This window comes from Paenibacillus sp. M-152, from assembly GCF_003856555.1.
Classification (GTDB): Bacteria; Bacillota; Bacilli; order Paenibacillales; family Paenibacillaceae; genus Paenibacillus; species Paenibacillus polymyxa_C.
This window is the reverse complement of record NZ_CP034141.1, coordinates 4,750,882-4,777,596: the sequence shown is the minus strand read 5'-3', so window position 1 is coordinate 4,777,596 and position 26,715 is coordinate 4,750,882. Positions and strand designations below refer to the sequence as shown.

At 46.6% G+C, this 26,715-nt stretch carries 24 protein-coding genes and 1 riboswitch; of the genes, 17 read left to right on the top strand and 7 right to left on the bottom strand.

Annotation, left to right across the window (positions count from 1 at the left end; genetic code table 11):
* Positions 1 to 187: 187 nt before the first annotated feature.
* Positions 188 to 1,171 carry a metal-dependent hydrolase gene (locus tag EGM68_RS20895; protein ID WP_013372929.1) on the bottom strand — a complete coding sequence of 328 codons (984 nt, stop codon included), beginning with the start codon at positions 1,169 to 1,171 and terminating at the stop codon, positions 188 to 190.
* A 203-nt stretch (positions 1,172 to 1,374) separates the two neighbouring features.
* Here EGM68_RS20895 and cyoE point away from each other — a divergent pair, with 203 nt between their 5' ends.
* Positions 1,375 to 2,319, top strand: a complete 945-nt coding sequence (gene cyoE, locus EGM68_RS20890; protein WP_013372928.1) for a heme o synthase — start codon at positions 1,375 to 1,377, stop codon at positions 2,317 to 2,319.
* An 89-nt stretch (positions 2,320 to 2,408) separates the two neighbouring features.
* On the opposite strand, the gene EGM68_RS20885 is transcribed toward cyoE, so the two are convergent.
* Together EGM68_RS20885 and EGM68_RS20880 are read right to left on the bottom strand one after the other, a co-directional pair.
* Positions 2,409 to 2,750 carry a toprim domain-containing protein gene (locus tag EGM68_RS20885; RefSeq protein WP_040102932.1) on the bottom strand — a complete coding sequence of 114 codons (342 nt, stop codon included), beginning with the start codon at positions 2,748 to 2,750 and terminating at the stop codon, positions 2,409 to 2,411.
* Between the two features lie 415 nt (positions 2,751 to 3,165).
* The gene (locus EGM68_RS20880) at positions 3,166 to 4,335 is read right to left on the bottom strand and encodes an MFS transporter (RefSeq protein ID WP_129549949.1); all 1,170 of its coding nucleotides are present in this window, start codon (positions 4,333 to 4,335) and stop codon (positions 3,166 to 3,168) included.
* Between the two features lie 222 nt (positions 4,336 to 4,557).
* On the opposite strand from EGM68_RS20880, the gene EGM68_RS20875 reads away from it, so the two are divergent.
* The 7 genes from EGM68_RS20875 to EGM68_RS20845 all read left to right on the top strand — a co-directional run bounded on the left by EGM68_RS20875 (position 4,558) and on the right by EGM68_RS20845 (position 13,702).
* Positions 4,558 to 5,040 carry a hypothetical protein gene (locus tag EGM68_RS20875; protein WP_013372925.1) on the top strand — a complete coding sequence of 161 codons (483 nt, stop codon included), beginning with the start codon at positions 4,558 to 4,560 and terminating at the stop codon, positions 5,038 to 5,040.
* Between the two features lie 16 nt (positions 5,041 to 5,056).
* Positions 5,057 to 6,208: a transglutaminase domain-containing protein gene (locus EGM68_RS20870; protein ID WP_129549948.1), complete on the top strand. Its 1,152-nt coding sequence runs from the start codon at positions 5,057 to 5,059 to the stop codon at positions 6,206 to 6,208.
* 20 nt (positions 6,209 to 6,228) lie between these two features.
* Positions 6,229 to 8,310, top strand: coding sequence for a peptidoglycan D,D-transpeptidase FtsI family protein (locus tag EGM68_RS20865; protein WP_129549947.1), 2,082 nt, complete (start codon positions 6,229 to 6,231; stop codon positions 8,308 to 8,310).
* 184 nt (positions 8,311 to 8,494) lie between these two features.
* A complete protein-coding gene (locus EGM68_RS20860) occupies positions 8,495 to 10,573 on the top strand; it encodes a peptidoglycan D,D-transpeptidase FtsI family protein (RefSeq protein WP_129549946.1) in 2,079 nt (692 codons plus the stop codon).
* A gap of 81 nt (positions 10,574 to 10,654) precedes the next feature.
* Positions 10,655 to 11,404 (top strand): Cof-type HAD-IIB family hydrolase, encoded by a 750-nt coding sequence (locus EGM68_RS20855; protein ID WP_013372921.1) that lies wholly within the window; start codon positions 10,655 to 10,657, stop codon positions 11,402 to 11,404.
* A gap of 50 nt (positions 11,405 to 11,454) precedes the next feature.
* Positions 11,455 to 11,934, top strand: coding sequence for a DUF456 domain-containing protein (locus tag EGM68_RS20850; RefSeq protein ID WP_129549945.1), 480 nt, complete (start codon positions 11,455 to 11,457; stop codon positions 11,932 to 11,934).
* A 133-nt stretch (positions 11,935 to 12,067) separates the two neighbouring features.
* A complete protein-coding gene (locus EGM68_RS20845; protein ID WP_013372919.1) occupies positions 12,068 to 13,702 on the top strand; it encodes a putative polysaccharide biosynthesis protein in 1,635 nt (544 codons plus the stop codon).
* A gap of 18 nt (positions 13,703 to 13,720) precedes the next feature.
* Here the strand turns inward: EGM68_RS20845 and EGM68_RS20840 are convergent, their stop codons facing one another.
* A complete protein-coding gene (locus EGM68_RS20840; RefSeq protein ID WP_129549944.1) occupies positions 13,721 to 15,010 on the bottom strand; it encodes a DUF2515 family protein in 1,290 nt (429 codons plus the stop codon).
* 235 nt (positions 15,011 to 15,245) lie between these two features.
* Here EGM68_RS20840 and EGM68_RS20835 point away from each other — a divergent pair, with 235 nt between their 5' ends.
* From EGM68_RS20835 to EGM68_RS20800, 8 genes are all read left to right on the top strand, one after another.
* Positions 15,246 to 15,590 (top strand): thioredoxin family protein, encoded by a 345-nt coding sequence (locus EGM68_RS20835; RefSeq protein ID WP_013372917.1) that lies wholly within the window; start codon positions 15,246 to 15,248, stop codon positions 15,588 to 15,590.
* 215 nt (positions 15,591 to 15,805) lie between these two features.
* A complete protein-coding gene (locus EGM68_RS20830) occupies positions 15,806 to 16,738 on the top strand; it encodes a COX15/CtaA family protein (protein WP_129549943.1) in 933 nt (310 codons plus the stop codon).
* A gap of 130 nt (positions 16,739 to 16,868) precedes the next feature.
* Positions 16,869 to 18,635, top strand: a complete 1,767-nt coding sequence (locus tag EGM68_RS20825; protein ID WP_025674143.1) for a UbiD family decarboxylase — start codon at positions 16,869 to 16,871, stop codon at positions 18,633 to 18,635.
* Between the two features lie 56 nt (positions 18,636 to 18,691).
* Positions 18,692 to 19,411: a Cthe_2314 family HEPN domain-containing protein gene (locus EGM68_RS20820; protein ID WP_058830397.1), complete on the top strand. Its 720-nt coding sequence runs from the start codon at positions 18,692 to 18,694 to the stop codon at positions 19,409 to 19,411.
* A 129-nt stretch (positions 19,412 to 19,540) separates the two neighbouring features.
* Positions 19,541 to 19,679: riboswitch (SAM riboswitch) on the top strand.
* Positions 19,680 to 19,815: 136 nt separating this feature from the next.
* Positions 19,816 to 20,847 (top strand): methionine ABC transporter ATP-binding protein, encoded by a 1,032-nt coding sequence (locus EGM68_RS20815; protein ID WP_129549942.1) that lies wholly within the window; start codon positions 19,816 to 19,818, stop codon positions 20,845 to 20,847.
* The gene (locus EGM68_RS20810) at positions 20,834 to 21,502 is read left to right on the top strand and encodes a methionine ABC transporter permease (RefSeq protein WP_058830398.1); all 669 of its coding nucleotides are present in this window, start codon (positions 20,834 to 20,836) and stop codon (positions 21,500 to 21,502) included. The genes EGM68_RS20815 and EGM68_RS20810 overlap by 14 nt, the downstream gene beginning before the upstream one ends.
* Before the next feature lie 74 nt (positions 21,503 to 21,576).
* Positions 21,577 to 22,419, top strand: a complete 843-nt coding sequence (locus tag EGM68_RS20805) for a MetQ/NlpA family ABC transporter substrate-binding protein (protein ID WP_013372912.1) — start codon at positions 21,577 to 21,579, stop codon at positions 22,417 to 22,419.
* 143 nt (positions 22,420 to 22,562) lie between these two features.
* Positions 22,563 to 23,327 (top strand): SDR family oxidoreductase, encoded by a 765-nt coding sequence (locus EGM68_RS20800; RefSeq protein ID WP_013372911.1) that lies wholly within the window; start codon positions 22,563 to 22,565, stop codon positions 23,325 to 23,327.
* Between the two features lie 90 nt (positions 23,328 to 23,417).
* Here the strand turns inward: EGM68_RS20800 and EGM68_RS20795 are convergent, their stop codons facing one another.
* A complete protein-coding gene (locus EGM68_RS20795) occupies positions 23,418 to 23,663 on the bottom strand; it encodes a NifU family protein (protein WP_013372910.1) in 246 nt (81 codons plus the stop codon).
* 88 nt (positions 23,664 to 23,751) lie between these two features.
* Here EGM68_RS20795 and EGM68_RS20790 point away from each other — a divergent pair, with 88 nt between their 5' ends.
* Entirely contained in the window at positions 23,752 to 24,009 is a 258-nt protein-coding gene (locus tag EGM68_RS20790; protein ID WP_013372909.1) for a YuzB family protein, read from the top strand.
* Between the two features lie 112 nt (positions 24,010 to 24,121).
* Here the strand turns inward: EGM68_RS20790 and EGM68_RS20785 are convergent, their stop codons facing one another.
* Together EGM68_RS20785 and mqnE are read right to left on the bottom strand one after the other, a co-directional pair.
* On the bottom strand, positions 24,122 to 25,189 hold the full coding sequence (locus EGM68_RS20785) for an NAD(P)/FAD-dependent oxidoreductase (protein WP_013372908.1): 1,068 nt from the start codon (positions 25,187 to 25,189) through the stop codon (positions 24,122 to 24,124).
* 205 nt (positions 25,190 to 25,394) lie between these two features.
* The gene (gene mqnE, locus EGM68_RS20780) at positions 25,395 to 26,501 is read right to left on the bottom strand and encodes an aminofutalosine synthase MqnE (protein WP_013372907.1); all 1,107 of its coding nucleotides are present in this window, start codon (positions 26,499 to 26,501) and stop codon (positions 25,395 to 25,397) included.
* Between the last annotated feature and the right edge of the window lie 214 nt (positions 26,502 to 26,715).

The following is a 26,715-nucleotide window of genomic DNA, read 5'->3' as shown; positions in this document are numbered from 1 at the left end:
GCGATCATGCTCCGGATTTTTTTGCGCATGCTTATGACCATTGTGAATCACGTCAGTCTGCTTCGTCAAGAGGGCGCTTACATGAGATGCTTTTTTACGGGAATGGTCAAAAAAACAGCAAGCTCCCGTTTAAGGGAGACTTGCTGTCTGTAATTCACTGCGGCTTATTGTTAGCTTGTAAATATTTTTAATTCGTATGCAGGGAAAGACGTTTTTGCATTTTTTCGTCACTGAGCCATCCGATATAACTGCTGATCAGTCCGAATTGCTTATCCATCGCGACCACCGCCACGAATGGATACTGCCTCCGGTGTCGATACCTGACGTCCCCCCATCGCACAATATAACCCCACTCCAGTTCTTCCACCTCGGCGACGGCAAAGGAGGAAAAATAGCGAAATGCTTGCACATCGCGATAGGATGTGGAGGCTTCTACGGCTGGGTGTGTGGATGGAGTTGCGTGTTTCGTCCAAAATAAATGCTTACCATTTAATCCACCAATGTCATAGCTTCCATTCTGATGAGCTTTTACCACATGCCACCGGTTCCATGATACTGTGGGAATGATATAATAGGTGTCGCCTTCCTGACGCTTGTTGTCCATATCACGTACCGCTTTTCTGGTAATAAAATGACTCCAGGTTCGCCAAATGTAATAGAGGCCAATAATGACGTACAGCGTAATAAATAAGGGAGCGGGCGGAACCAATCCGGTGACCCATAGCATTATCGCAGCAACATGAGTGCCGAAAATAAAGGGGTCAAAAATATGGATGATATTCCAAGATATCCACTTATTCGTGAACGGCCGAAATGCCTGGGTTCCGTACGTATTGAATAAATCTGTGAATACATGCAGGCAGACGGCAATCGTTACCCATAATGCTACATGACCCGGGGGCACATCCCTGAAGATCAGGCAAATCAGTCCCGTTATGGACAAGATCCATATCAACCAGAAGGGGATAGAATGCGACAGTCCACGGTGATTGCGAATATAGGCTGCATTATTTTTCAATCGAAGCAAGGTATCGAAATCCGGAGCTTGTGACCCTACGACTGTAGCGAGCAGTATGACTGCTGCTAGCTTGGGATCTCCGGCGACGACAGGATCAGTATAGGCCAGCCCGGCCAACCCGACTCCCATGACAAAGTGTGTGGCTGTATCCATATCTGTCGCTCCTTTTGTATTGTTTCCTGTACTTATTACTACCCAAATTTACTGTAAACGATCAGCAGGGGTGATTTGCCATCTGAATTGTGAACGTTTTGTGCGTTTTCTGTCAAACTTTTTGGGGTAGGTATATGATAAAATTTATATCGGAGTTCAACTTACTCCCGAATTCATACATCTCTAAGGGGGAGTTACTCACAATGGATAATATTAGTTATAAGACTTCTTCGGATGCGGCTACCTATTCTGTAAAATCTAAACCACCCGGCAAGGCGGGCACTTGGAAAGATTTTATTACAGTTACCAAGCCAGGCATCCTTCGTACTAATCTGGTTGCAGCCTTCGGTGGTTTTTGGTTAGCATCGCAATGGGACGTTGACTATATAAAGTTAATTCTTACACTTCTAGGTACAATGTTGGTTATGGCATCTTCTTGTGTTTTTAACAACTACTTTGACCGTGAGTTGGATTTGAAGATGGAGCGGACACGTAATCGCTCACTGCCGACTGGGCGTCTGACCCCCACAACGGTGCTGTCATACGCTATTATTTTGGGCATCGTCGGATTGGCTGTTTTATTCTCCTTCTCTGGTGTGAAGGCAGGGCTACTGGGCATATTAGGTATGATTGTCTACGTTGGCATTTATACGCTCTGGTTGAAACGTTCGTCTACATGGAGTACATCCATCGGCGGTATTTCTGGGGCTATGCCTCCGGTAATTGGTTATGTGGCCGCATCGGGCCGTATTGATATGGGCGCTTGGCTCTTATTCGCACTACTGTTCTTATGGCAACCGCCTCACTTCTGGGCACTTGCCATTCGCAGAGTCGAGGAATATCGCGCAGCAGGATTTCCATTGTTGCCAGTCGTGAAAGGTATCCATCGGACTAAGATTCAGATGATTCCTTATATTGTGCTGCTGATTCCGGTACCCATCCTTATGTATGCTTATGGATATGCCGGTATGATTTTTATGATCGTGTCCGTGTTATTGTCCGTGCTTTGGGCGTTTTATGCCTTCAAAGGCTTTACGATTAAGGAAGAAGAAACGGATTCCTGGGCAAAAAAAGTATTTTTCTTTTCCATTAACCATTTGACACTCAGCTTCTTGCTGATGATTGTTGATACGGTTCATAAGTTCTAATACCAATCTTAGAGGGTTGGTGATGGTGCACTATAAAGCTGTCCAACAGGCATGAAATTGACCTGAGGACAGCTTTTTTATTTACAGGACTAAAGAACAGGAGGGTATATAATGTATTCCTCAAGCCCTGCTTTTTCCAACTGGGCAATCACATATTCATCCGGAGTACCTTCTACACCAGCATAGCCTTTGCGTGTATACATATGAAGTGCATCTGGAAAAGCGTCTGCAAGCACCCCTCTTATTTTTTTTCCTGAGCTGTCGTTGTCCATAAATAAATATATTTCGTCATGCTTAGTCCGCTGGCGGAGGGATTCCAATTTTATAGAGTTTAGTGTACCGAAGGTGCATAAAATGTTGACCTCCGGATCGAGTAATCGGCGGAGTTTACTGCGGTCATTTTTTCCTTCGACGATCACGGTTATCGCCATTTTGCTCACCCCTTGCTTGATGCCTGTGCTCGAAATTCCCCGGGAAATGAAAGAATATGTGTATAGTTTAGCTCTAAAAGGGGTTCCCATGCAAAAAACAACAAAACAGCCTGCCAGAAGTGGCAGGCATAGGTACATAGTCAGCATATTAGGGCATATCAGACATCAGATCCAGCAAGTACGAAGAATGATGACGAGCAGAACATAAAGAACAAGAATGGTACCAGTTGAAGTGCCGAAAACAGGGCAAGGGCTTACAGGATGACAGTGGCTCACGGGCTGCACCTCCCTTTGTAAATGAATTGTTCAGTCAAATTAGTCTATGTTAAGTAGGGTATTAGGTACTGTGCGTATGCCCTCTAGAACGTATTTTGGGCTTTAAAGGTAGTATCTCAGCATGCCCCCTTAGTTGTAACTAGGAATGGTAAGGGCCCGAGGCAGATAGTGGTGGTGTAGGAGATAATCGCTGAATGGGAACGAATAGCAGGCCAGTCATCAGAATCAGAAATGCGATAAAAAAAGGAGATATGTGATCCGGAAGCTGACCCGCCAGTACAGGCCCGGCAAAGGAGCCGATAGACGTTGCAATGGATTGCAGGGCAAAGGTTTTGCCCAATCGAGCACCTCCAATCTGTATGAAGAGAGAGGCCAGCGCTGGAAAAATGATGCCTTTGGCTGTTCCCAAAATAAACAGGATAATGCCTATTATCGCCTCGGGCGTAGTGGCGAGTGCGTAGAAGCTTAAAGACATCAGAATAATGCCGCAAAGTAGCCTTACCATCGGTGAATATTTGTTCAGAAAAAGCAAACTGAGCGTACAGAGTGCTCCCAAACTGATGATGGAAAAGAGCAATCCGGTGGACATCATGGACGCAGAACCGTTATTTCGTAATGGGATCTCGTAAAATAAAATGCCTTGTGCGCACGCCAAAACAAAAGGTAGAAGCAGGTAACGCCAATTGAATGGTAACCGCGTCTGTGCTGCCGAGAGTGGAGCAGGTGTCGTATGACCATCAGATAATTGGGCCTGCGGAGCGGGTGCTTTTTTGGGTAAGGTGAAATAAGCCATAAGCCCCGTGATTACGAGAATGATACCAAGGGAACTAAATGTCTCGCTAAAGCCAAAGCTGGCAACGATAAATGCGCCTGCGGCTGGAGATAGAACAGAGGCCAACGTGTGGACGACACCATGTCCCGACATATATTTGCCCTGGGTAACCGGATGATCAGACAGTTGCGCCAGCATGGCCAGACAGGCTGGAGATAAAAAGGCCAACACATAGCCACTAATCGCACGCAGAAAAAGTAATTCCCACGGTGTATGGATGTACGATTGAATGATCAGGATCAGGCCTGCAGCTGTCAGGCTGAACATAATATATCGGCGACTGCCGTGTTTGTCGACTTTGGGACCTGCCATCAAGTTACCAGGCAGGTGAGTTAGAGAGTAAATCCCCATCATCCAACCGATAAAGGTAGGGGCTGCCCCCAGAGAGATTGCGAATGGTGTCAAAATAGGATATTGTGCATGCAGATCAAAAAAGGCAATGAACAAGAAGAGATACAGCCAGAGGGCTGTTTTCATGTGAATGACCCCCTTTCCTTAATGTAAACTTCCATCTTACTTCGTAATGGCCCTTCCTAAGTTGTACGCCAGAATGGACGAACATAGACCACTTTGTATGGACAAGAATTGAATGACAAGGTATGTATAAGACCTAAGCTGACAGGACATTGCGTAATCATGTATAATTACAGAGACAATTTTGCAATTTGAATCATGTAGTTGGAAACGGGAGTGTAGCGAATGGATAAGAACGTCTGGTCAGAGTTTTTGGAACATAATTGGCAGATCGTTCAGGATAACTGGCTGTATATAGTGATTGGGCTTGTCCTATTGTTAGTCATATTGAAGATTGTAAGAACTCTCGTAAAATGGCTGATCGTCATTGTTGTGATTGCAGGCTTGCTAGTCTACAGTGGTATTTCCTTTGAACAGGTTGGCAAGGTCGTGACTCAGGCAAAGGATGATGCAATTAACAAGGTTCAGAGCGAGGCTTTGAACATGATGATAAAAGAGGGGCAAAACGCCAAATACACCTCCAACGGAGATGGTACATTTACAGTGACCAGTTCCAACCTGGAAGTAAAGGGTCCGTTTGAGGGGGACAAGGTCAAGGTATGGTTTCAGGGAATGTCGCTGGGCGAATGGAGTATGAGTGACACAGTCAAGAAATATATCGAAAGCGCGAAAGACTTGGCTGCTGTACAGCAGCCACAGTCGCCGTAGAGACAGGAGGAACACAATGAACCCATCCTGGCTGGAGTCTATTCTTCATTGGAATGGCGTGACGGTGTTTCTGATCGCCATCGTAGCATTGTCGTTGATACAGGGGTGGAGGCGAGGGGCCTCCAGATCTGTAGGTGCGCTGTTTAGTCTCATTGTGGATGGCATACTCACTGTGGCGGGCATTTTGTGCTCGCTCGGGTTAGCCATGTGGCTTTCACCGAAGGTGCAACAATGGCTGGCAGCTTACATGGAGCATTTGCCACAGCGAAAACTAAGTGGGATTGAGCAATTTTATTATACGCTTGTGGCGGGGATAGAGGGTTTTCCGCTGCTGCGATTCGCCGTATTGTTCATGCTCAGTTATGCTATTGCCCAGTTTATACTGCGTGCCATTTATGTGTTGATGGTAGGTGGCAAATCAGATTCCTCCCTCCATGAGCATCCAAAAAAATCGGGCTTTTTCAGCAGGGTGGCAGGGGCCGGAATAGGTACTCTTATTGGTGGAGCTCGCGCCATGATGATCATAGCCCTGCTGTTCATAGGCGTTAGTCTGTACCCAGACAGCGGGTTTAGCAGCTACGTACAAGCTTCACCGATTTATAAGCAAGGTGCGCAATCGGTCATTGAACCGTTGTCCGGGACTCTGATTAAGGATAAGCTGCCCGTATTTACGCAGGCTGTTACCAAGGAATTGAATGGTATCATGCAGCGCAAATATGAAATAATCGACCGGGACATTCCAAGCGATATCGTTCAGGCAGCGGCCAAGATTACAGAAGGGGCTAGCGGTGACGAGCAAAAAGCCAGAGCGTTGTATGAATGGGTAGGCACCCGTATTAGCTATGATTACAGTAAGGTGGAAGCCTATGAGCAACGTGGTGACTGGCATGAACAGACTCCCAGAGATACGTTTGATACACGTAAAGGAGTGTGCATTGATTATGCCCGCCTTTACTCAATGATGGCTCGTTCGCAGGGACTACAGGTCAAGGTTGTAACAGGCCTTGGATACAACGGACAGGGAGGATACGGGTCCCATGCCTGGAACGAAGTATATTTGAGCGGACAGGATCAGTGGGTACCGCTGGACCCGACCTGGGCACAAAGTGGAGACTGGTTTAACCCGCCAGGTTTTGCCCAAACACATATCAAGGATAAAGTGATTTAAGAAGGAGTGGAAAAGGGCACATGAGAAAGATGGACAACGAGCAAGGAAAAGACAATGAGACATCCGACCGAAAAAGATTTAGCTTCCGGATCAATCTGTTCTTTTTCAGCTCGTTCATTATATTTACAGTCATTATTGTAAGATTGGCGATACTTCAATTTGTAGATGGGCCTCAGCTCAAACAGCAGGAGGCCAGTAATGTTACCAAAAATGTACCACTTACGCCGATTCGCGGGACGATCTATGATTCCACCGGACAGAACAGACTGGCGTATTCGACACCTGTACAATCGCTGTATATCACGCTCTCCAAGAACTACAGTGATGGTATGGAAGAAAAGCGTGATAATGACAAAAAGCTATTGCCTGAGCTGGAGAAAATGACACAGAAGCTGGCGAATCGATTTGCTGAATATGGCAATAAAGATGAGCCTAAAATGACGCCAGAACAAATTATGGACGCCATGGACCGGAACTATCAACGATTTAGCGGTTTTACGCCTCGTCTGATTAAAACCAATCTTACTCCAGAAGAAGTCGCTTATTTTATGGAGCATAAAAGTGAGTTTCCAGGCGTAGATGTCGTTGAAGAAACGGTACGCCATTACGATCCTGACACGGTAGCTGTTCAAACGGTTGGTTATATTAAAAGTTATAAAAGTGCACGTGAAACGTTGGATAAATATAAGAATATTCAAAAATCCATGTCAGCTGAAAATGATCCGGGCCTCATTTATATGGATAACGAATCTGTGGGCTTTGACGGGCTGGAATATCAATATCAGGAACAATTACGGGGGAAAAATGGCTATAAAACAGTACCCATTGATCCACGCAATATGCCGGAAGGTGTAGATTCTGTTACTCCTCCGCAAAAAGGGGATAATGTCTATTCCACTATTAACAAAGAAATTCAGGTGAAGACTGAAAATGCCATTATGGATCAATTGAGATGGCTCCATACACACGCTGTATCTGGCAGGACTCATCCTTATGCGAAAACAGGCTTTGCTGTAGCCATGGAAGTGGATACAGGGAATGTAGTCGCGATGGCTAGTATGCCGGATTATGATGCGAATTATTGGCAAACGGGTACGATTTCAAAAGACAAATATGAAGAGATAAAACATGTGTATCAAAACGCTACAATTAAGAACGTTGGCTCAGGCCAATCTGGACAGCACCCAGATTCTACCGTGCTTCTCGGATCAACTATTAAACCGCTGTCTGTTCTTATTGGATTGGAAGAAGGACTATTTACGACAAATACGTACTATCAAGACACAGGAGCTGCTTATTTCGGACGTAATAATTCCGCACGGGTGCGGAACTCGTCTGGTCATGTGTACGGTTCAATGGACCCGGCTACCGCTATACGTCATTCCTCTAATGCTTTCATGGTCGATATGGTTGGCAAGCGCCTATATAACAAATACAGAAATAATGCTACAGAAGACCAGGGGATAAATGTATGGGACCGTTATATGAAGGAGTTTGGATTAGGCGTTTCCACTGGAGTAGACTTGCCTGGTGAGTTCCGGGGTTGGCGAGAGTATACGAATAAATCCGAGTCGGTACTTTCTAGACTAGCGTATGCTTCCTTTGGTCAACAAGGTAAATATACACCTATGCAACTTGCCCAGTATACAACGATGATTGCAACAAAGGGCAAACGGATGGAGCCGCATTTGGTCAGTCAAATTAAAGATACCAACGGTAATGTAGTTCAAACAATTAAACCGAAGGTGCTAAATGAAGTGAAATTTCCGGATGCCTACTGGAATGAAGTCATACGCGGGATGGCAACAGATGTCAGCGCATTTAAAGGTTTCCCTTATGACTTTGCTCGCAAAACGGGGACATCTCAGCAGAGTGTAGGCAGAGAACTAAAAGATAACGGGGTATTTATCGCCTTTGCACCACGTCAGAATCCTAAACTTGCAGTAGCAGTTGTCATTCCTGAAGGGGGCTTCGGAGCTTGGAGCGCCGGACCTGTGGCGCGTAAAATCTTTGATGCTTACGACGAAGTGTACGGTCTGGACGGTGTTCCTAAGAAAAAGGATGCAGCGACAGCCGATTCCAAGGCAGCCAAACAGCCATAATTATTTTTATACAGATACTATTTTAGGTAAGCTTCCCTTAGCCATTGGGCTAAGGGAAGCTTTTTTTGTATTTTTTCTACGTTTTCTTACAAAATTGTCATCTGGGAATTCATCGTTTATTGCTTTGGATATGGTAGGATCAGGAATATAAAAACCTAACTGAAAGGAGTAATGACCAGCTAATATGGACAGAGGAAGTTTGGATAAAAAGTTTTCATTTAAAAAGAAAAATGTTGAAGAGAATGAAGAGTCACGAAAAAAACGGACGGTTTTACGAACCAACCTACTGTTTTTTAGTGCTTTTGTGCTGTTTGCCCTGATCATTACCAGACTAGCTGTATTGCAGTTTATACAATCAGAGGAGCTAAAGGGCCAGCAGCAATCGATAAATACCAAAAATGTCCCGCTAACCCCGAGTCGCGGTACGATTTATGACTCCACAGGTAAGGTTAGACTGGCATATTCCACCTCGGTGCAGTCCCTGTACGTAACTTTGCCTAAGGATTATAGCAAACGTACGGAGAAAGATCGCAAGCCGGGGGAAAAGCTGCTCCCTGAGCTCAATGCTTTTGCTGCCAAGCTTGCTGCCAAATTAAACGAACTGGGTCGTACCGAAGGAGAGCAGCTTAATGCAGAGGAAATAAAAAAGCGACTGGACCCGGACTATAATCAATATAGGGGATTTACCCCACGTTTGGTCAAATCCGACTTGAGTCGGGAGGAAATCGCTTATTTTCTGGAACATCGGACAGAGTTTCCTGGTGTAGAGGTTGTAGAAGAAAGTGTACGCCATTATGACCCGGATCGGGTGGCGGTACAAACGATTGGATATATGTACAAGTTCAAAGGAGCTCGAACGAACCGGCCCAAATATAAAGAGCTCTATGAAGCGAATTCGGAGGTTTTAAAACCGGCACAGGTGTATTCGGAAAGTGAAACGGTCGGATATGATGGCTTGGAGCTTCAGTACCAGGACGAGCTGAGAGGAAAAAACGGATATAAAACGGTAGAGGTCAATCCGCGTAGCATACCGGAGGGCATTGAATCCATTACTCCTCCTGAAAAAGGACATCATCTATACTCCACCATCAACAAGGAAATTCAGCAGAAAACCGAACAGGCCATTATGGATCAGCTTCGCTGGCTTCATACTCATGCCGTATCGGGGAAGCTTCATCAAGACGCAACCACTGGCTTCGCTGTAGCGATGGAGGTAGAGACCGGAAATATCGTGGCAATGGCCAGTATGCCGGATTATGACTCTAATGTATGGAAAAGTGGAAGTACCTCACCTTCGGTATATGACGAAATTCAGCACAAAATGGGAAATGGAACAATTAAATCCGTACCTAGTGGAAAAGTGGGCCCGCACCCGGAATCCTCGGTCCTGCTGGGTTCAACCATCAAGCCGCTAACCGTGCTGATTGGGTTGAAGGAAAATCTATTTTCGCCTGGACAAACTTATCAGGATACGGGGAGTGCGTACTATGGCAAAAATCGTTCCAGTCGGGTTGGGAATTCAGGCGGACATGTGTATGGTCCTCTGACACCTAGCAAGGCAATTGAGTTCTCATCGAATACATTCATGGTCGATATGGTGGGCAAGCCGCTATATGCTAAATACGGCAGCAATGCAGGGCTACATCAGGGAATTGATATATGGGACAAGTATATGAAGGAATTTGGATTAGGCGTTCCGACTGAAGTAGATCTGCCGGGCGAGTGGGCAGGCAGACTTGAGTATACGAGCAAGCATGAAAGTGCGCTGACACGTTTGGTACAGGCATCCTTTGGTCAGCAAGGGAAATATACAGCGATGCAGCTGGCCCAGTATACGACTGTGCTGGCAACCAAGGGCAAGCGAATGCAGCCTCATCTAGTCAGTAAAATTGTGGATGACCAGGGGAATCTCGTACGTGAGTTTAAGCCGAAGGTGCTGAATGAGGTCGCTTTTTCAGATACGTATTGGAATACTGTGATTCGCGGCATGGCTACCGATGTTAAAGCCTTTAACGGATTTCCCTATGATTATGCCCGCAAAACGGGGACTTCTCAGCAGGTGGTGGGACGTACGGTTAAAGATAACGGGGTGTTCATCGCTTTTGCTCCACTCCAAAATCCGAAGCTGGCTGTAGCGGTTATCATTCCTGAAGGGGGCTTTGGTGCGACGAGTGCGGGACCGGTTGCGCGTAAAATATTTGATGCGTATGACGAAGTATACGGGCTTGATGGTAATCCTAAAAAGCCTCTGGTAGCGAAATAAGGACTTGAATACTTTTGTGGGCTTCTCTTTTTCATGGTAAAATGTCGTTGGACATAAGGGACAACAGGAGGAAGAGAGACCATGGGAGAAAACCAATATAAATACAAACTGCTTGCGCTCGACATGGATGGAACTTTACTGAATGATAATCATGAAATAAGCTTGGAAACGATTAACTGGATTAATAAGGCGATTCAGGAAGGGATTCATGTATGCTTGTCCACCGGACGTGCAGCGATGCATGCTTTACCTTACGGTCAGCAACTCGGCCTGGAGACGCCAATGGTAACTGTAAACGGCAGTGAAGTATGGAAATCACCTCACGAATTGTGGCGCCGCTATTTACTTGATAAGGAGCTTATTCGCAAGATGCACCAGATTGCCGTAGAAACAGGCTCTTGGTTCTGGGCTTACTCAACCGAGGAGTTATACAACAGAGATCGTTGGCCGGACACATTGGACACACAGGAATGGCTCAAATTCGGTTTTAATACGGAAAATGACGAAATTCGCCATCAAATTTTGCTCAAGCTTCAGGAGATGGGAGGACTTGAAATTTCCAATTCTTCGATGACGAATCTGGAAATTAATCCGGCCGGTATATCCAAAGCCAGTGGCATCGCTGAAGTGTGCGACCTGCTCGGCATTACCATGGAGCAGGTGGTTGCCGTTGGCGACAGTTTGAATGACCTGGCTGTGATTCAAGCGGCTGGACTGGGCGTAGCGATGGGGAATGCTCAGGATACGGTAAAAGAAGCCGCTAATGTGGTTGTGGCTTCGAATAATGAGGACGGCATTGTAGAAGTGATTCGAGATTATGTGCTTGTGTAATAAAATGAATAGTGCACAAGCAAGATGAATAGACGAGAAGGAGGAGGCCCATGGACGTTGTAGGTTGGATTGTTGTCATTGTACTGTTCATTGTGGGCATGGCGGGAGCGGTGTATCCCGTATTGCCGGGGGCGCTCGCCATTTATTTTGCATTTTTTGTATACGGCTGGTTTTTCTCGTTTGCTCCATACAATGCTTTGTTTTGGATTATACAAACACTAATCGTCGTTGCCCTTTTTATTGCGGATTATGCTGTGAATGCGTGGGGAATCAAGCGATTTGGCGGCTCGCGTTTGTCAGCGATCCTTAGTACTGTGGGAATCATAATTGGCCCCTTTGTTATTCCAGCATTCGGTTTGATTTTGGGACCATTTATCGGTGCTGTGCTGGGTGAGCTGATTGGCAAAGCCCCGCTGGATCGAGCTATAAAAGTGGGCTTTGGCTCCGTCTTGGGCCTATTTACTAGCACCGTGATGAAAGTAATTTTGCAGCTTGCCATGATTATTGTATTCTTGATTTGGGTGTTTTAACCAGAGATTCGTTTATTATGATTTGCAGAGACAGAATCGACATGCGGCTCCGCACCGGTGATGGCTCAGGCCATGACTGTTTGTTGCGGGGCTTTTGCATGCATGTGAACAGCAAGAAAGAAGGGAACGCATTTTGTCCAATAAAGAAACATTCCTTAAAGGTACGCTTATTTTAGCCGCTGCCGCTTTGGTGGCCAGAGTGCTTGGTCTGGTACAGCGCGTTCCATTGGAGCATTTGCTCGGCTCCGTCGGGAACGCCTCGTTTACCATTGCGAACAACGCTTATTTGATGCTGCTCACGGTCGCTACGGCCGGTATTCCCAGCACACTGAGCAAAATGGTTTCGGAACGCTACGCACTGGATCGGCCTGCGGAAGCGCGACGTGTGTATCGTGCGGCTTTGATATTCGCGGCCGTGGCCGGTGTTATCATTACGGCGCTGCTGTATTTTGGAGCGCCTTATTTTGCCGAGCATGTAGCAGGGGTTCCGCAGTCTGCTTTGGCTATTCAGGCTTTGGCACCCGCTTTGCTGTTGTTTCCTGCCATTGCGATGATGCGCGGATACTTCCAGGGACGCGGTAATATGACCGCAGGCGGTATTTCACAGATTGTGGAGCAGGTCGCACGGGTAGCCACCGCAATTCTGCTCGCTTTTATTATTTTGAAGCTTGGCTATGGAGATCGTGAGGTAGCGGCGGGGGCCTCCTTTGGGGGTGTCATGGGAAGTCTTGGCGCTCTGGGGGTGATGCTGTACTACACGGTGAAATTGCGTCGTCAGGATCGCCAAGATCGTCAAGAGCAATTCCAAGAGGAAAGCTCCGCGCTACCAATGATGCGCATTTACAAAGATATTTTCAAGCTCTCTATTCCTATCGTATTGTCGTCTCTGACGGTTCCGGCGGTTAATTTTATTGATACGTCGATTGTAGTTAGACTGCTGTCTGGACAAGTGGGATTGGATCAGGCGACTACTCAGTTGGGTTATCTAGGCTCTAGGGCACAGAGTGTGGCAGGTATCCCTCCGATTTTGGCCATTGCACTCAGTCAATCGCTCATTCCGATCATTTCAGCGGCTTTTGCCCGTAAGGATGAACAGCATTTACAAAATCAGATGACGCTGGCCTTGCGCATCTCTATTCTGACTGGAATGCCGATTGTGCTGGCTTTATGTGTAACTGCCTATTCTATTAATGGTCTGCTGTTCAGCTCGCTTGGAGGCAGCGGGATTATCGCTGTTCTGACACTCGGAACGATCTTTCAGATTACGATGATGACCTCTAATTCGATATTGATTGGTATGGGCAAGCCGCGTATTTCAATGGTCAATGTGATGGTTGGGATCGTCGTGAAGTTGGCAGCGAGCTGGCTGCTGGCTGGTTGGCTAGGGATTTACGGAATTATTGCCGCAACCGGATTATGTTTTCTCGTCATTACGTTGCTGAATTTGCGTGTGCTGAAAGGTATTGTTTCCTTCTCAATCATGGGCCGTCGCTGGGCAGGCTTCCTAACCGCAGTCGTTGTCTCGGGAGCTATCGGGTACGGAGTAAATGAAGCCTGCATTTTGCTGGTACACCTGATGCCTGCGCGTGTAGCCTTCTTGATTGCGTGCTGCATTGCCGGAGCGGTTGTACTGGTATGCTACTTGGTATTGCTGGTTGTATTGCGCGTATTGCGCAGGGACGAGCTGGGTAACTATCCGCGCGTGTTGCAGAAGGTATTGCGTCCGTTAATGCGCCTACAGCGTGAGTCCACTGGACAACGAGGCTAAAAAAGCCCTCTCATCTGTTCAGTGAAAGGACCTTAAGCTGTTATGAGCATCATGGGCCATTGCTGTTTTTTGAATGCCATGGCGATGCTCATGGCGCATGGCAAATAACAGAGGCCGTCTTGGTTCACTGATATGCCCAAGTGTAGAACCGTCCTGAAACCAGTCATAACGGGGAATCGGATCATAGGCTGTATCTGACCAGACGGCGTTCAGCTCCGGGCTGTACAGACGTTGACTTGGCGGGAGCCATTCATGTGCTAAAAGCGTTGCACTCTCTTCTGGAGAGCGCAGCGCTTTTTGTACATTTGGTGTGAATAGTCCGGGCCAATAGTCGCTGCGAGACCCGGTATGCGGCACGCTGGCAGCAAATGCGGATACCTGATCCAGTACCTGCTGATGGCCAAATAACATAGCGTAAAGACTTTTACCAAAACCGATCCGCTCATCCAGATGGCCAAAACGCTCCATGACAAGTCCGGCAAGTCCACCGTTTAGCCCAAGCGGAAATATAACCTGATTGAGCTGAAGCCAGTCATGCAAATAAAAGCCTGGCTTATGTGTCACAAATTTTTGAAAGTACGGATCTTTCACAACCCGTCCTTCAATATAGTTTTGTTCATTAATAATGAGCGCCACCGTCAAAAGAGAACTATCCCGCCAAGCCCAGAAACGTTCCCAAAAGGGCTTCATGAATGGCGAAACGTGAAAATGAGGCAACAAATGGAAGCAACTCCGTCCCAAATGACGGCTGTGCATGTAAAGCTGCAACTGTGGATAAGCGTCTTGAAAAATAAGAGCGTTACAGCGCTCAAGTAGCCGATACAGCCACTCCTTTTCCTGTTCGCCGAACAGGTTTCCAATGAGCTCCCCCTTCAGATCAGTCATATTATAGCCGCCATTACGAGAAACCAGATGGGCCAGTAATGCCCAGTGTAATTCCGGGTAGCCACGATAGCATTCAAGATAAGCGGCAGTTCGCGTGATGTTGCTGCGATTCTCCTGTGCTGTATCGTTTTTGATCCGCTCCAGCAGCTCACAGTCTGTTTCGCATAAGGGCATATTTAGAGAAGAGGGACGCGTAGCGGGTCCGTTCACCAACATTAATGCTTCAGCTTCATTCATGGCGGCCTGTGCCGAATGATAGTCCCACGGCAGATCACGCAAGGGATAGCGTAATTTACGGGATTCGGTCCAGGCCGCACGTTTGCCCTCCCATGCCTCCTCCGCAACACGCGGAACGGAACCCAGTAACTTAAGCCCCCCCTGAAGCTGTCGAGATGCGACATGGAGCCATTCGGTGAGAGACATGTTTAAATAACCTCCTTTCAAATGCAGGCATCCCCGTATTCCACCAAGTATGTTGGGTATGCTATTGGGATGTCGTCGCCTATGTGGATTCTTAAGTATATCTATAGTATGTCTCAATGAGAGGGCTTCCAATCGGCATGTGAGCATAATAGGGGAGTGTGCAAAAGCTTCACTTGGCGTTACAATAGAAAGTACAGGATCTCCTGCACAAAAGAAGTTTAAGGAGGAATTATGTATGCAAAAAATCGTCTCTCATGAAGACTTTAATAAGGCAATATCCACTCCAGGTGTAACGGTAGCTGTGTTCAAGGCGGACTGGTGCGGGGATTGTCATTTTATTGATCCATTCATGCCTGATGTAGAGCAACAATATGCAGACAAGCTTACATTAATTGAGATTGATGTAGAACAGGCCGAAAGTGTCAGCCAAGAGCAAAATGTTCTAGGGATTCCTAGCTTTATCGCTTACAGTGAAGGGCGAGAACTAGTACGTCTGGTGAACAGATTGCGTAAATCCCGCGAGGAAATCGAGCAGTTTTTGGACCGGGCTGTAGAAGTCCATGCTAACTTGGCAAAATAACGGATAATAGTATGTATGAGGGCTCCGCAGGGAACCTTAATCATCAGGATATTCAGAAAGCCGCTTCCTTCCGAAGGAGGCGGCTTTCTTACGGACACGTTCACATTTTGTCAACAAAGCTCGTATGTCAAGGAACGATATATCAGTTATAATTACTTTAAGTGATCATTTCACAACATATAAAGTGAATAAATATTATATTTGGAAGGATACGGGTGAATTCATTGAATAACAAAATCAGAATATTAAAATGGCTGGCACTCGTAACATGTATTGTCATGTTTTTGGCTACCTTCGGTGGAGGTGTCGTGACGCGAACGGATTCGGGTCTCGGCTGTGGAAGAGAATTCCCACTTTGTAATGGTAAGCTGGTTCCGGCGCATACCATCGCATCCCTTATTGAGTTCTCTCATCGCTCCGTCAGTGCCATGGCCGGAATTCTTTCTATCGCCTCGTTTGTCGGCTTTTTGCTGTTTATGAAGCATCGGAAGGATTTACAGCTATTCTCCTTACTCACGCTATTGTTTGTTATCATACAAGGTGCGATGGGGGCATTGGCTGTCATCTTCTCCCAATCGGCTGCAGTCATGGGGCTGCATTTTGGCTTTGCGCTTATTGCTTTTGCCAGTGCGACCATGATGACGCTGGGGGCCTGGCAGGAGCATGCGGATTCACGCTACACTCCGCGTCTGATTCCTGGGCGTGTCAGTCGGAGCTATCGTAACTTTATATGGCTATCAACGATTTATACCTATATTGCTGTCTATTCAGGAGCGTTACTTAGTCATTCGGTCATCCAGAAGGTTGTAAATATTGGGGGTTTCATATCTCCACTGCTGCTTCATCAAATTTCAGCCGGTCTGCTGTTTGTCATTATTTTGGCTGTGGGTCACTACTCATACCGTTATCACCCGCATCACCGGGATATTCGTACCCTGGGTGTCGTATCGGTCGTATTGATTATTCTTCAAGTGGTGATTGGCATTATCTTGCTGTACGTCAACAGACCTGAAATTTACATGTTTATCGTGCTGGGACATATGCTGGTGATTGCATCGTTGTTCTCCATTTTGGCTTATTTGAGCTATCGTGTATGGCAATTGTCACCGGACCGCAAGCTTGTTCCGACCCAAGCACAGCGTACCTAAGCATTTTGTAGATTATAATGAAGCGTATTTTTGCCCAAGAGGCGTTGGAACACGTATAATAACATCATAAGAAACAAACCAGGCCCACGAGTTTCTCGAGGGCTTGATTTGCTTAGGAGGAATCATCCAGTTGATCTATCAGAATTTGCGCCAATTTATTGAAGCGCTGCGTAAAGAAAATGATCTTAAAATTATAGAAGCACCTGTCGATCCTTATTTGGAGCTGGCCGAGATCCACCGAAGAGTCATTGAGGAAGAAGGCCCGGCGCTGCTGTTCACAAATGTCAAAGGAACCCCGTTTCCTGTAGCCAGTAATTTGTTCGGTACGAATCGCCGTGTGGACATGGCTTTTGGCCCTCGTCCAGAGCAACTGATGGATGCAATTGTAGGTGCGACCAAAACGTTGCTTCCACCTACCCCCAAAGCGTTGTGGAATGAACGTGGGCTGATTAAGGACATGCTAAAAGTAGGTCTAAAAACAGTATCTCATAACGAAGCTCCTGTATTGGGCGTTCGCCGTACTGATGCTCCGCTGGCTCCACTGCCTAGAGTGACCAGCTGGCACGAGGATGGAGGACCGTTCATTACGCTTCCGCTCGTGTATACCGAAAAGCCAGGTCAGTCCAAGGATCATAATTTGGGGATGTATCGCATCCAGATTTATGATGATCAGACGACTGGGATCCACTGGCAGATCCATAAAGGCGGCGGCTTCCATTATCATGAAGCAGAGCTGCGTAATGAGCCGTTGCCTACGACGATCATCATCGGTGGCCCGCCTGCTCTGATTGCGTCTGCGATTGCTCCTGCCCCGGAAAATTTGCCTGAGCTATTGCTGGCTTCCCTTATTATGGGGGGCAAGCTGCCCATGACAGAAGACCCGCTCGGAGGTCACCGGATTCCGGCAGAAGCCGAATTTGCGATCAGCGGCTATGTGCCGCCTCATGAACGCCGCCCGGAAGGACCGTTTGGCGATCATTTTGGCTATTACTCATTACAACATGATTTCCCTGTGTTTCATGTCAAACATATGCATCACCGTAAAGATGCCATTTATCCGGCAACCATTGTAGGTAAGCCGCGGCAGGAAGACTACTATCTCGGCGAGTTTTTGCAACGTCTGTTGTCGCCCGCCTATCCGCTTGTAATGCCTTCCGTCAAGTCGTTATGGGCATATGCGGAAACAGGTGTACATGCGCTGGCAGCGGCAGTCGTACGTGAAAGCTACTCCCGTGAAGCGCTGGTATCCGGCTTTACCATTCTGGGTCAAGGCCAATTGTCGTTGACCAAATTCCTGATGCTGACGGATCGGGTAATCGATTTATCCGACTTTAACCTGCTGCTCGAAACCATTTTGGAACGATTTAATCCAGCCAGAGATTTGTTTATTTTCAACCATACGTCTCACGATACACTCGATTACACGGGCCGTAAGCTGAATCATGGCAGTAAGGCGATTCTGATGGGAGTAGGCGAGCCTGTGCGTGAATTGCCTCGCGTTTATGAAGGGGGCGATCTGCCGGGAATTCGTGACATCGAACCCTATTGCGGAGGATGCCTCGTTGTATCCGGCTCGTCCTTTGAGCAGGAGCCTGAACTCGCTGCGCGTGTATTGGAGCGATTAGCTGCGGGTGAGCAAGAGTGGCCACTTGTCTTTATCGTGGACGATGCCAAAGAAGTTGTTCGCTCCCAAGCTTCGTTCCTGTGGACGGTATTCACACGCTTTAACCCGGCTACAGATATGTACGCTGACAGCGAAGTGCGTTTGCATCACCTGAACTATAAGCTGCCGATTGTGGTGGATGCACGTATGAAGCCGGGCTACCCTGATGAGGTACTGCCGCGTGAAGATATTGTTAGGCTTGTAGATCAACGATGGACGAGTTATTTCGCTTGACGCCTATTAAAGCATCTTAACAGCCGGATTTTACAGATATGAAGGAGGCGTGAAGCATGATACGCAAGCTGTTGGGCGAGCCCCCGCGTGTAAATAATGGTTTCCTGCTGGATGCCATGAATAGCATGTCAGACATGTTACATTTGCTGGAACGACAAATCCAGGCCAGTGGTGATCCGACTCATGACTTTCGGAAGGCGGATATTTTGACGCGTGGTCTGATGTCTTCTTTGGATGAACTGGAGCAGAGTCATCATGCTGCCGCCTTTTTTCGTATGAAAGTAAAAGCCGGATACGCTGAAGATATGAGCAAGGATGAAAAATCCGATTATGCCCTGTACGTATTCTTTTATAAGGATGGGTTTGTGCGGGTATTCTCTATTTTGGATAAGTTGGGTAACTGGATGAATGACCTGTATGATTTGAAAACAGGGCAGTATAAGGCGCACTATTCTTATTTTACCGTGTTGCGACAGCTGAAGTATCTCAAAATGCATCCTGTATTGACCGATAATCTAATTGATATCAAGGACACATACAACGATGCGATCAATCGCCTGCGTAAGCGGCGAAATACGGAGATACACTATATGAACACGGAAATGCAGGATGATCTCTGGCAACGTCACCGTGCTTTATATGGCAAAATCCAACTGGAGGACCTCGATCACCATCTGGAAGATTTGCAGCAGGGCTTGGAAATGGTATGCCGGTCGCTATCAAACGCATTTTCTTATACTGCGAAACAATGGGAGAACCGGGCAGTGCGCCCATAATTATGACAGAAAATATCCTTTGACAAAGCAATGTAAACTATCTATACTGAAACCTAGTTTCAGAAAAATGCTTGAATTATTTTTTTATATAAACTAAACGGACAGCTAAAGCTGGAGTTTAACATATTTTTCTTATCCAGAGAGGTGGAGGGACTGGCCCGATGAAGCCCGGCAACCCGTTCTTTCCCGGTGTAATGCACCGGGAGGGAACATATGGTGCTAATTCCTACAAAACCGCTAGAGTTATAGCGATTTTGGCAGATGAGAAAAGGTTCGCAAGGTGGGGCCCTTTTCATTCTGTGAAAGGGGCTCTTTTTTGTATAAATAAATAGCGATTTTATACAATCCTGAGAGATGACAACTGGTTAAAAGGGTAAGGAAGAAGTGAAGGGGGTCGCAGCACGTTGATAGAGCTTAAGCAATTAACCAAGCATTATGGTAAAGGCAACCGACGCGTTAATGCGTTGTCCGGGTTGAATCTTTCTATAAAGCGTGGAGAAATATTCGGGGTGATTGGTCATTCCGGGGCGGGCAAAAGTACGTTGATCCGCTGTATTAATTTATTGGAGCGCCCTACTTCAGGCGAAGTATGGGTAGATGGGGTTAATCTTGCCACTGTGAGTCAATCCCAGTTACAGAAGCAACGCCGAAAAATCGGAATGATTTTTCAACATTTTAATTTGTTGTCTTCGGCGACAGTGTATGACAACATTGCGTTTCCATTGCGTCTGGTAAATACCCCTAAGCAGGAGATGGACAAGAAAGTTCGTGAGCTGCTGGAACTAGTGGGGCTGGAAGAACACAGTGGAAAATATCCGTCACAGCTCTCAGGTGGACAGAAGCAGCGGGTAGGAATTGCACGGGCACTGGCTAGTGATCCGCATGTGTTGCTGTGTGACGAAGCGACGTCTGCGCTTGATCCGCAGACGACAGGGTCTATCCTGAAATTGCTGTTGGATATTAATCAACGTTTTAATTTGACCATCGTATTGATTACTCATGAGATGCATGTCATTCAAAGCATTTGTGATCGAGTTGGCGTCATTCATCAGGGCGATATCGTGGAGCAAGGTCCGGTGGCGGAAGTATTTTTGAAGCCACAGCATCAGGTAACTAAGGACTTTATCCAGCGGGAGGCAGAACATCCCGAGGAGTTACAAGCAGCGATTGCAGCTGCAGGTAGCGGGGAATCGACACAGGTGGTACGTATCTCCTTCTTAGGCAGCAAAACTTATGATGCGATTCTGTCGCGTACGGCTCGAAGTACGGGTGTTGATTTTGCAATCTTGCAGGGAACCATCTCTACAATTAAAAATGTACCGTATGGACAGCTGATCGTTCGTTTTGAAGGAAACCATTCAGATATAGAGCATACGCTGCGCGAAGTATCTGGACAAGGACTTGATGTGGAGGTGATTGACAATGAGCGAACTTGATTTTTCGCAAGTGAGTTGGGAAGAGCTGGGGAATTCTACTCTAGAAACCCTTCAGATGCTCGGGGCATCTGCATTGTTCACCCTCGTTATTGGTTTGCCGCTCGGTATATTGTTGTTTCTGGCGAGCCGCTCCTCGTTGACTCTGATGAAGGTGATGTACATTGTATTATCCTTCATCGTTAATATTTTGCGTTCCGTACCATTTATCATTTTGATCGTTGCACTTATTCCTTTTACACGATCGTTGGTAGGTACCTCGACCGGAGTGCTGGGAACCATTCCGCCATTGGTTATCGGGGCTGCCCCTTTCTTTGCACGTCTTGTCGAAACGTCTCTGCGTGAAGTGGACAAAGGTGTCATTGAGGCTGCACAAGCGATGGGAGCCTCGACAGGACAAATTATTCGGCGTGTGCTGTTGCGTGAGGCACTTCCGGGCCTGCTTGCCGCATTAACCATTACCGTCGTTACACTCGTATCGTACACGGCAATGTCCGGTATGATCGGGGGCGGTGGGCTGGGTACGCTGGCAATCAACTACGGCTATTATCGTTACGAAACGGCAGTAATGATCGTTGCAGTCGTACTGATGGTCGTATTGGTACAATTGCTGCAAATGGCAGGAGATCGCCTTGTGCGGCATTATACTCGGAAATAGGGAAAACATATAGATATCCTTATTGATCAGGACGTCTGATCCTGAATATTACAAATTATTGGAGGGGTAACAACATGAAGAAATGGGTATTGGCTGTATTGAGCTTGACATTAATTGCGGTACTGGCTGCTTGCGGTACAAAGAGCACAACATCGGATACAAACAATGCGGCCGAAAATACAGGCGGATCACCACGTGAAGTCGAACTGAAAGTTGGAGCTTCTCCTGTGCCACATGCGGAAATTTTGGAAGCGATCAAGCCTCAGTTGGAAAAAGAAGGAGTTCGCCTTCAAGTCGTTCAGTTTAACGACTATGTACAGCCGAACGTGCAATTGTTCGACAAGCAACTGGATGCTAACTTTTATCAACATGTACCTTACCTGAATGTGATGAATAAAGAGCGTAAAATGGATCTGGTATCTATTGGCGCGGTTCATCTGGAGCCATTCGGTATCTACTCCCAAAAATATAAAAAGCTTGATGAACTTCCAGACGGTGCAACAGTAGCGATTCCGAACGATGCAACCAATGGAGGCCGTGCATTGCTACTGTTGGAGAAACAAGGTCTGATCAAGCTGAAGGATGCAAGCAACATTGAAGCTACCGTAAAAGATATTACTGAAAATAAGAAAAACCTGAAATTCAAAGAGCTGGAAGCAGCTATGCTGCCACGTCAGTTGCCTGAAGTAGATATTGCGTTAATCAATACAAACTACGCTTTGGAAGCAAAGCTGAACCCGACCAAGGATGCATTGGCACTGGAAGACAAAGATTCTCCATATGCTAATGTACTGGTAGCACGTCCTGACAATAAAGATTCCGAAGCGATCCAAAAATTGTTTAAAGCTTTGCAATCTCCAGAAACTAAAAAATTCATTGAAGACAAATATCAAGGCGCAATTATCCCTGCATTTTAAGCAGAAAATAAGAAACCGCTGAACGTAAACCCCAGATTCTCTTGAACAAGAGGACTGGGGTTTCTTCTTGGCTGGAGTTGTAGGGATTGCTTAAATATTTTATACTTGGGGGTGACCGTTCTCTGTGAAGAGGAGGAAAACTGTTGAGAGACAAAGTCGCACTCATAACGGGCAGTGCCAAAGGTTTAGGTAAAATGACCGCTCTGCGTTTGGCTGATGAAGGTTGTGACATTGCACTAAATTATGTCCATAGCCAGGTTGAAGCCGAAGCGCTTAAACAGGTAATTGAATCTAAGGGAGTACGCTGTCTGTCTTTACAAGCAGATATCTCTGTTCAGGAAGATATCACCAGGCTGATCGGTGAAGTGCAGGATCGTCTGGGCGGGGTTGATATTATGGTGAATAATGCCGGACCCTTCATCCGGGAACGCCGTCTTTTTGCGGACTACAGTGTAGCTGAGATTCATGCCATGATACAGGGAAATTTGGTCGGTACCATGTTGCTGGATCATTTGGTATTGCCGCACATGCGTAGCCAGCAATGGGGACGTATTATTCATTTTGGCTTTGGTCATGCTGGAGAAGCAAGGGCTTGGCCGCATCGGGCTGTCTACGCAGCTGCCAAGGTGGGGCTGGTGTCTTTTACGAAGTCACTAGCTGTAGAGGAAGCTCCCTATGGCATCACGGTCAATATGATCTGTCCAGGGGATATCCGAGGAGCGAACAAGGAAAAGTCGATTGCCGATGTCATCGGCATGCAGGATAAAGAGACACCGCGTGGGCGTCCAGGAAGCGGAGAGGACATTGCGCGAGTGATCGCCTATTTGTGTGAGGAGCATTCAGATTTTATAACAGGCAATATTATGGATGTGTCCGGAGGATTGGACCCCATTCGGCCAACCATATAAGTTTGAGAGAGCTTCAGACGCTGTAATACAAAAAAGAGTCTTGAGCTTCGTTACCGAACTCAAGACTCTCTGATCATTATGCATCTAGCATTAGAATACTTGTACCACTTCTTGGACGCCTTCAACTTCTTCGAGAAGAGCGCGTTCAATCCCTGCTTTCAGCGTAATTGTAGAACTTGGGCAACTGCCGCAAGCACCTACCAGCTTCAGCTTAACGATGCCGTCTTCAACGTCAACCAGCTCAACGTCACCGCCATCGCGTTGCAGGAACGGACGGAGCTTATCCAGTACGTCTGCTACTTCATCATACATCTGAACGCTTTGTGCTTCGCTCATTAGAATTCAACTCCTTTCCTATACCTTGTTTATTATATTACAAAGCGGGCCAAATTAAAATGCCCGTCATCCAAAGCAGGTGAAAAAAATGTTAAGACCTATTATTGAATTTTGCACCAGTAACATGCATTTTGGTACCGATGAGATTATGGCTAAACTGGAACAGAATCCAGATTATGATGTGATTGAATACGGCTGCCTAAGCAATTGCGGTCAGTGTAACGCTGAGCCTTATGCGATGGTTAACGGTGAAATTGTATCCGCAGATTCAGCAGAGCTTCTGTACGAAGTGATTCTAAACAAAATTAAAGAAGCCGAAGCATGGGACAACCTGGATTTGGATTGAAAATAGAAGTCTCCGCAGGGCCAGCCTTCTCTTGTAGAAAATATATATTATTCATAGATGCAACAACAAAGAAGACCTGAAAGCAGGTCTTCTTTGTTTGTTGAGTATCCAATTAGCCAAAATGGCGTTTGGACTTCCAGAGCACACCGCTTTTCAGCAGACGTGGCACTCGTCCACGCAATGAGGTACTGCCCATAAAGCCATAACCGAATCCGGCCTTCTTGCCCAGCGCACCTAATGTACCGCGTAGCTTTAGAGGATGCGGGTGAGGCGTTTGGCCTTTCCACAGGTCGCGTACAATGTGGGCAATCTGCTCTCCTTGAACCTCTGCCGCCTGAGCGCTTGGAGAGTAAGGAAGGCTCGCACAGTCTCCGACGACGTACACTTCAGGATGATCCGGTATTTGATAATATTCATTTAGCACGATGCGACCCTGAGGGTCTTTAGGAACTGCTAAATCCTGTACAATTTTAACGGGCTGAATCCCAGCTGTCCATACAACCGCATCGGTCATAATTTGCTCGTCACGGTTGTAAATAGCTCCTGGCTCAATACGGGAAACCGCAACATGATTTAGCGCATTCACATGATGCTCCTTGAACCAGGCATGTACATACGCAGACAAACGTTGCGGAAATGCTGATAGCACCCGCTCGCCCCGATCCATAATCGTAATATTCAAATCCGCGCGGCTTTCACGTAACTCCGCAGCAATCTCGACACCACTTAGGCCGCCACCTACAATATGGACATGTCCATAAGGCTTGATTTCATTCAAGCGCAGATACGTTTGGCGAGTATGATTAAAGGACTGGATTGTACAGCTGTATTCTTCTGCCCCCGGTGTATTATGAAAGCGGTCGGTACAACCTAGTGCAATGACAAGCTGGTCATAGGGTAAAGGCTCACCGTCTTGAAAATGGACCATTTTATTCTCAAGATCCATGGATGTGACTTCTCCATATTTGCGAATAAGGCGTTGTTCATCGGGAAAATGTACCCGCAAATCAAAATCAGATACGGTACCTGCCGCAAGGGCATAGTATTCTGTTTTCAAGCCCTGAAAGGGCATCCGATCCACTAAAATAACTTGAATATTGTCGGGAATGTGTTTATCCAGCAATTCTTTGGCAATGGTAAGGCCGCCATAGCCGCCCCCCAGAATAACGAAATTTTTCATCAAAATCCGCCGTCCTTTCGTTACCGTGTCCCCGGCAATGGTCTGGTGTCTTGTCGATCTAGCCACAAGTTTTTGTTGTTGTAAAACCCGGAAAAGCGGGCCTGCCTTTGGCAGACAGACCGGTATGTTCCGGGGCAGCATGAGGCTGCATGGTGTGAGTAATGGGGATAAAATGCACGCGGGAAATCTGAATCCGATGTTACACTTATTCGAAAACTTCGATTTCGTTATAGAAGGTGTCACGTTCTACAGGTATGCGTCCAGCACCTTTGACTAGCCAGATTAGCTCTTTACGTGTCAATCCGGAAGGGGTTAACGCACCTGCAGCATGGCTGATCTGCTCGCGCACAATCGTGCCATGGACATCTGATGCGCCAAAGGTAAGAGCGACCTGCGTCAATTGTGGACCAATATTAATGAAGTAAGCTTTAACATGATCGATATTGTCCAGCATCAAGCGGCTGATCGCAATGGTTTTGAGATCCTCGTAAGCAGAGTTGCGGCGCATGATGTTGGCGTTTTTGCTTTTCGGCTGCATGGACAGTGGGATAAATACCATAAATCCATTTGTTTCATCCTGCAATTCACGAATTTGCAGCATGTGCTCAATACGATCCTGATAAGTTTCGACTGAACCGTACAGCATCGTCGTATGAGTTTTCATACCGAGATTGTGGGCCGTACGATGTACTTCAAGATAGCGGTCCACATTGGCTTTGGTAACACGCATCTTCTTCCGATATTCATCGGATAAGATTTCCGCGCCACCACCAGTCAAAGATTGAAGTCCTGCCTTTTGCAGCTCTTGAAGAACTTCTTTAATACTCAAGCCGCTTATGCGTGTGAAAAAGTCAATTTCCGCTGCAGTGTATGCTTTCAGTGTAACGTTGGGATACTTTTCATTCAGTGCCTTCAATGAATCTACATAGTATTGGAAAGGTACATGATTATTATGACCGCCGACGATATGGAATTCTCTTACGCCTGGATGGATATGTTGCTCTACATAATCAATCATTTCCTGTCCGGACAACGTATAAGAGCCTTCCTCCCCCTGATCCTTGCGGAAATTGCAGAACGCGCAGCGCGCTTCGCATACATTGGTGAAGTACAGGCTCATATTTTCAATAAAATAAACCTTTTTTCCGTTCTTGCGTAAATTAGCTTCGTTAGCCAACTGGCCCAATGTGAGAATATCGTCAGTTTCATACAAATATATACCATCTTCGAGGTTCAAACGAATCCCGTTTTGTACCTTTTCTACAATTTCCGCCATTCTGCGGTCTGTAAAAGGTGTAACTAATGTGGACATGCCTATTCCTCCTTCAAGTTGCTCTGTGCGAGGCTGCCCGCCAAATTAGCGGCACAAGCGCTTGATGCGCACAGGATGTCCCGTTCCGTCGGTAAGAATCCGGCAGCGCGGATATACGATATGTGAAAAATGTTACAATGCCAGGCTACAATGACGAATGTCTCTTAATTTCGCCTTTGAAATGACAAATTTCCGACAGTTTCTTTAACACACT

What these genes read in the sequence shown, in the direction of transcription:
- EGM68_RS20895 (WP_013372929.1), bottom strand. Translation starts at nt 1,171, where the DNA reads ATGGATACAGCCACACACTTTGTCATGGGAGTCGGGTTGGCCGGGCTG.
- mqnE (WP_013372907.1), bottom strand. Translation starts at nt 26,501, where the DNA reads ATGTCCACATTAGTTACACCTTTTACAGACCGCAGAATGGCGGAAATT.
- EGM68_RS20785 (WP_013372908.1), bottom strand. Translation starts at nt 25,189, where the DNA reads ATGAAAAATTTCGTTATTCTGGGGGGCGGCTATGGCGGCCTTACCATT.
- EGM68_RS20875 (WP_013372925.1), top strand. Translation starts at nt 4,558, where the DNA reads ATGGATAAGAACGTCTGGTCAGAGTTTTTGGAACATAATTGGCAGATC.
- EGM68_RS20840 (WP_129549944.1), bottom strand. Translation starts at nt 15,010, where the DNA reads ATGTCTCTCACCGAATGGCTCCATGTCGCATCTCGACAGCTTCAGGGG.
- EGM68_RS20850 (WP_129549945.1), top strand. Translation starts at nt 11,455, where the DNA reads ATGGACGTTGTAGGTTGGATTGTTGTCATTGTACTGTTCATTGTGGGC.
- EGM68_RS20870 (WP_129549948.1), top strand. Translation starts at nt 5,057, where the DNA reads ATGAACCCATCCTGGCTGGAGTCTATTCTTCATTGGAATGGCGTGACG.
- EGM68_RS20835 (WP_013372917.1), top strand. Translation starts at nt 15,246, where the DNA reads ATGCAAAAAATCGTCTCTCATGAAGACTTTAATAAGGCAATATCCACT.
- EGM68_RS20790 (WP_013372909.1), top strand. Translation starts at nt 23,752, where the DNA reads ATGTTAAGACCTATTATTGAATTTTGCACCAGTAACATGCATTTTGGT.
- EGM68_RS20855 (WP_013372921.1), top strand. Translation starts at nt 10,655, where the DNA reads ATGGGAGAAAACCAATATAAATACAAACTGCTTGCGCTCGACATGGAT.
- EGM68_RS20865 (WP_129549947.1), top strand. Translation starts at nt 6,229, where the DNA reads ATGAGAAAGATGGACAACGAGCAAGGAAAAGACAATGAGACATCCGAC.
- EGM68_RS20820 (WP_058830397.1), top strand. Translation starts at nt 18,692, where the DNA reads ATGATACGCAAGCTGTTGGGCGAGCCCCCGCGTGTAAATAATGGTTTC.
- EGM68_RS20810 (WP_058830398.1), top strand. Translation starts at nt 20,834, where the DNA reads ATGAGCGAACTTGATTTTTCGCAAGTGAGTTGGGAAGAGCTGGGGAAT.
- EGM68_RS20860 (WP_129549946.1), top strand. Translation starts at nt 8,495, where the DNA reads ATGGACAGAGGAAGTTTGGATAAAAAGTTTTCATTTAAAAAGAAAAAT.
- EGM68_RS20885 (WP_040102932.1), bottom strand. Translation starts at nt 2,750, where the DNA reads ATGGCGATAACCGTGATCGTCGAAGGAAAAAATGACCGCAGTAAACTC.
- EGM68_RS20805 (WP_013372912.1), top strand. Translation starts at nt 21,577, where the DNA reads ATGAAGAAATGGGTATTGGCTGTATTGAGCTTGACATTAATTGCGGTA.
- cyoE (WP_013372928.1), top strand. Translation starts at nt 1,375, where the DNA reads ATGGATAATATTAGTTATAAGACTTCTTCGGATGCGGCTACCTATTCT.
- EGM68_RS20795 (WP_013372910.1), bottom strand. Translation starts at nt 23,663, where the DNA reads ATGAGCGAAGCACAAAGCGTTCAGATGTATGATGAAGTAGCAGACGTA.
- EGM68_RS20880 (WP_129549949.1), bottom strand. Translation starts at nt 4,335, where the DNA reads ATGAAAACAGCCCTCTGGCTGTATCTCTTCTTGTTCATTGCCTTTTTT.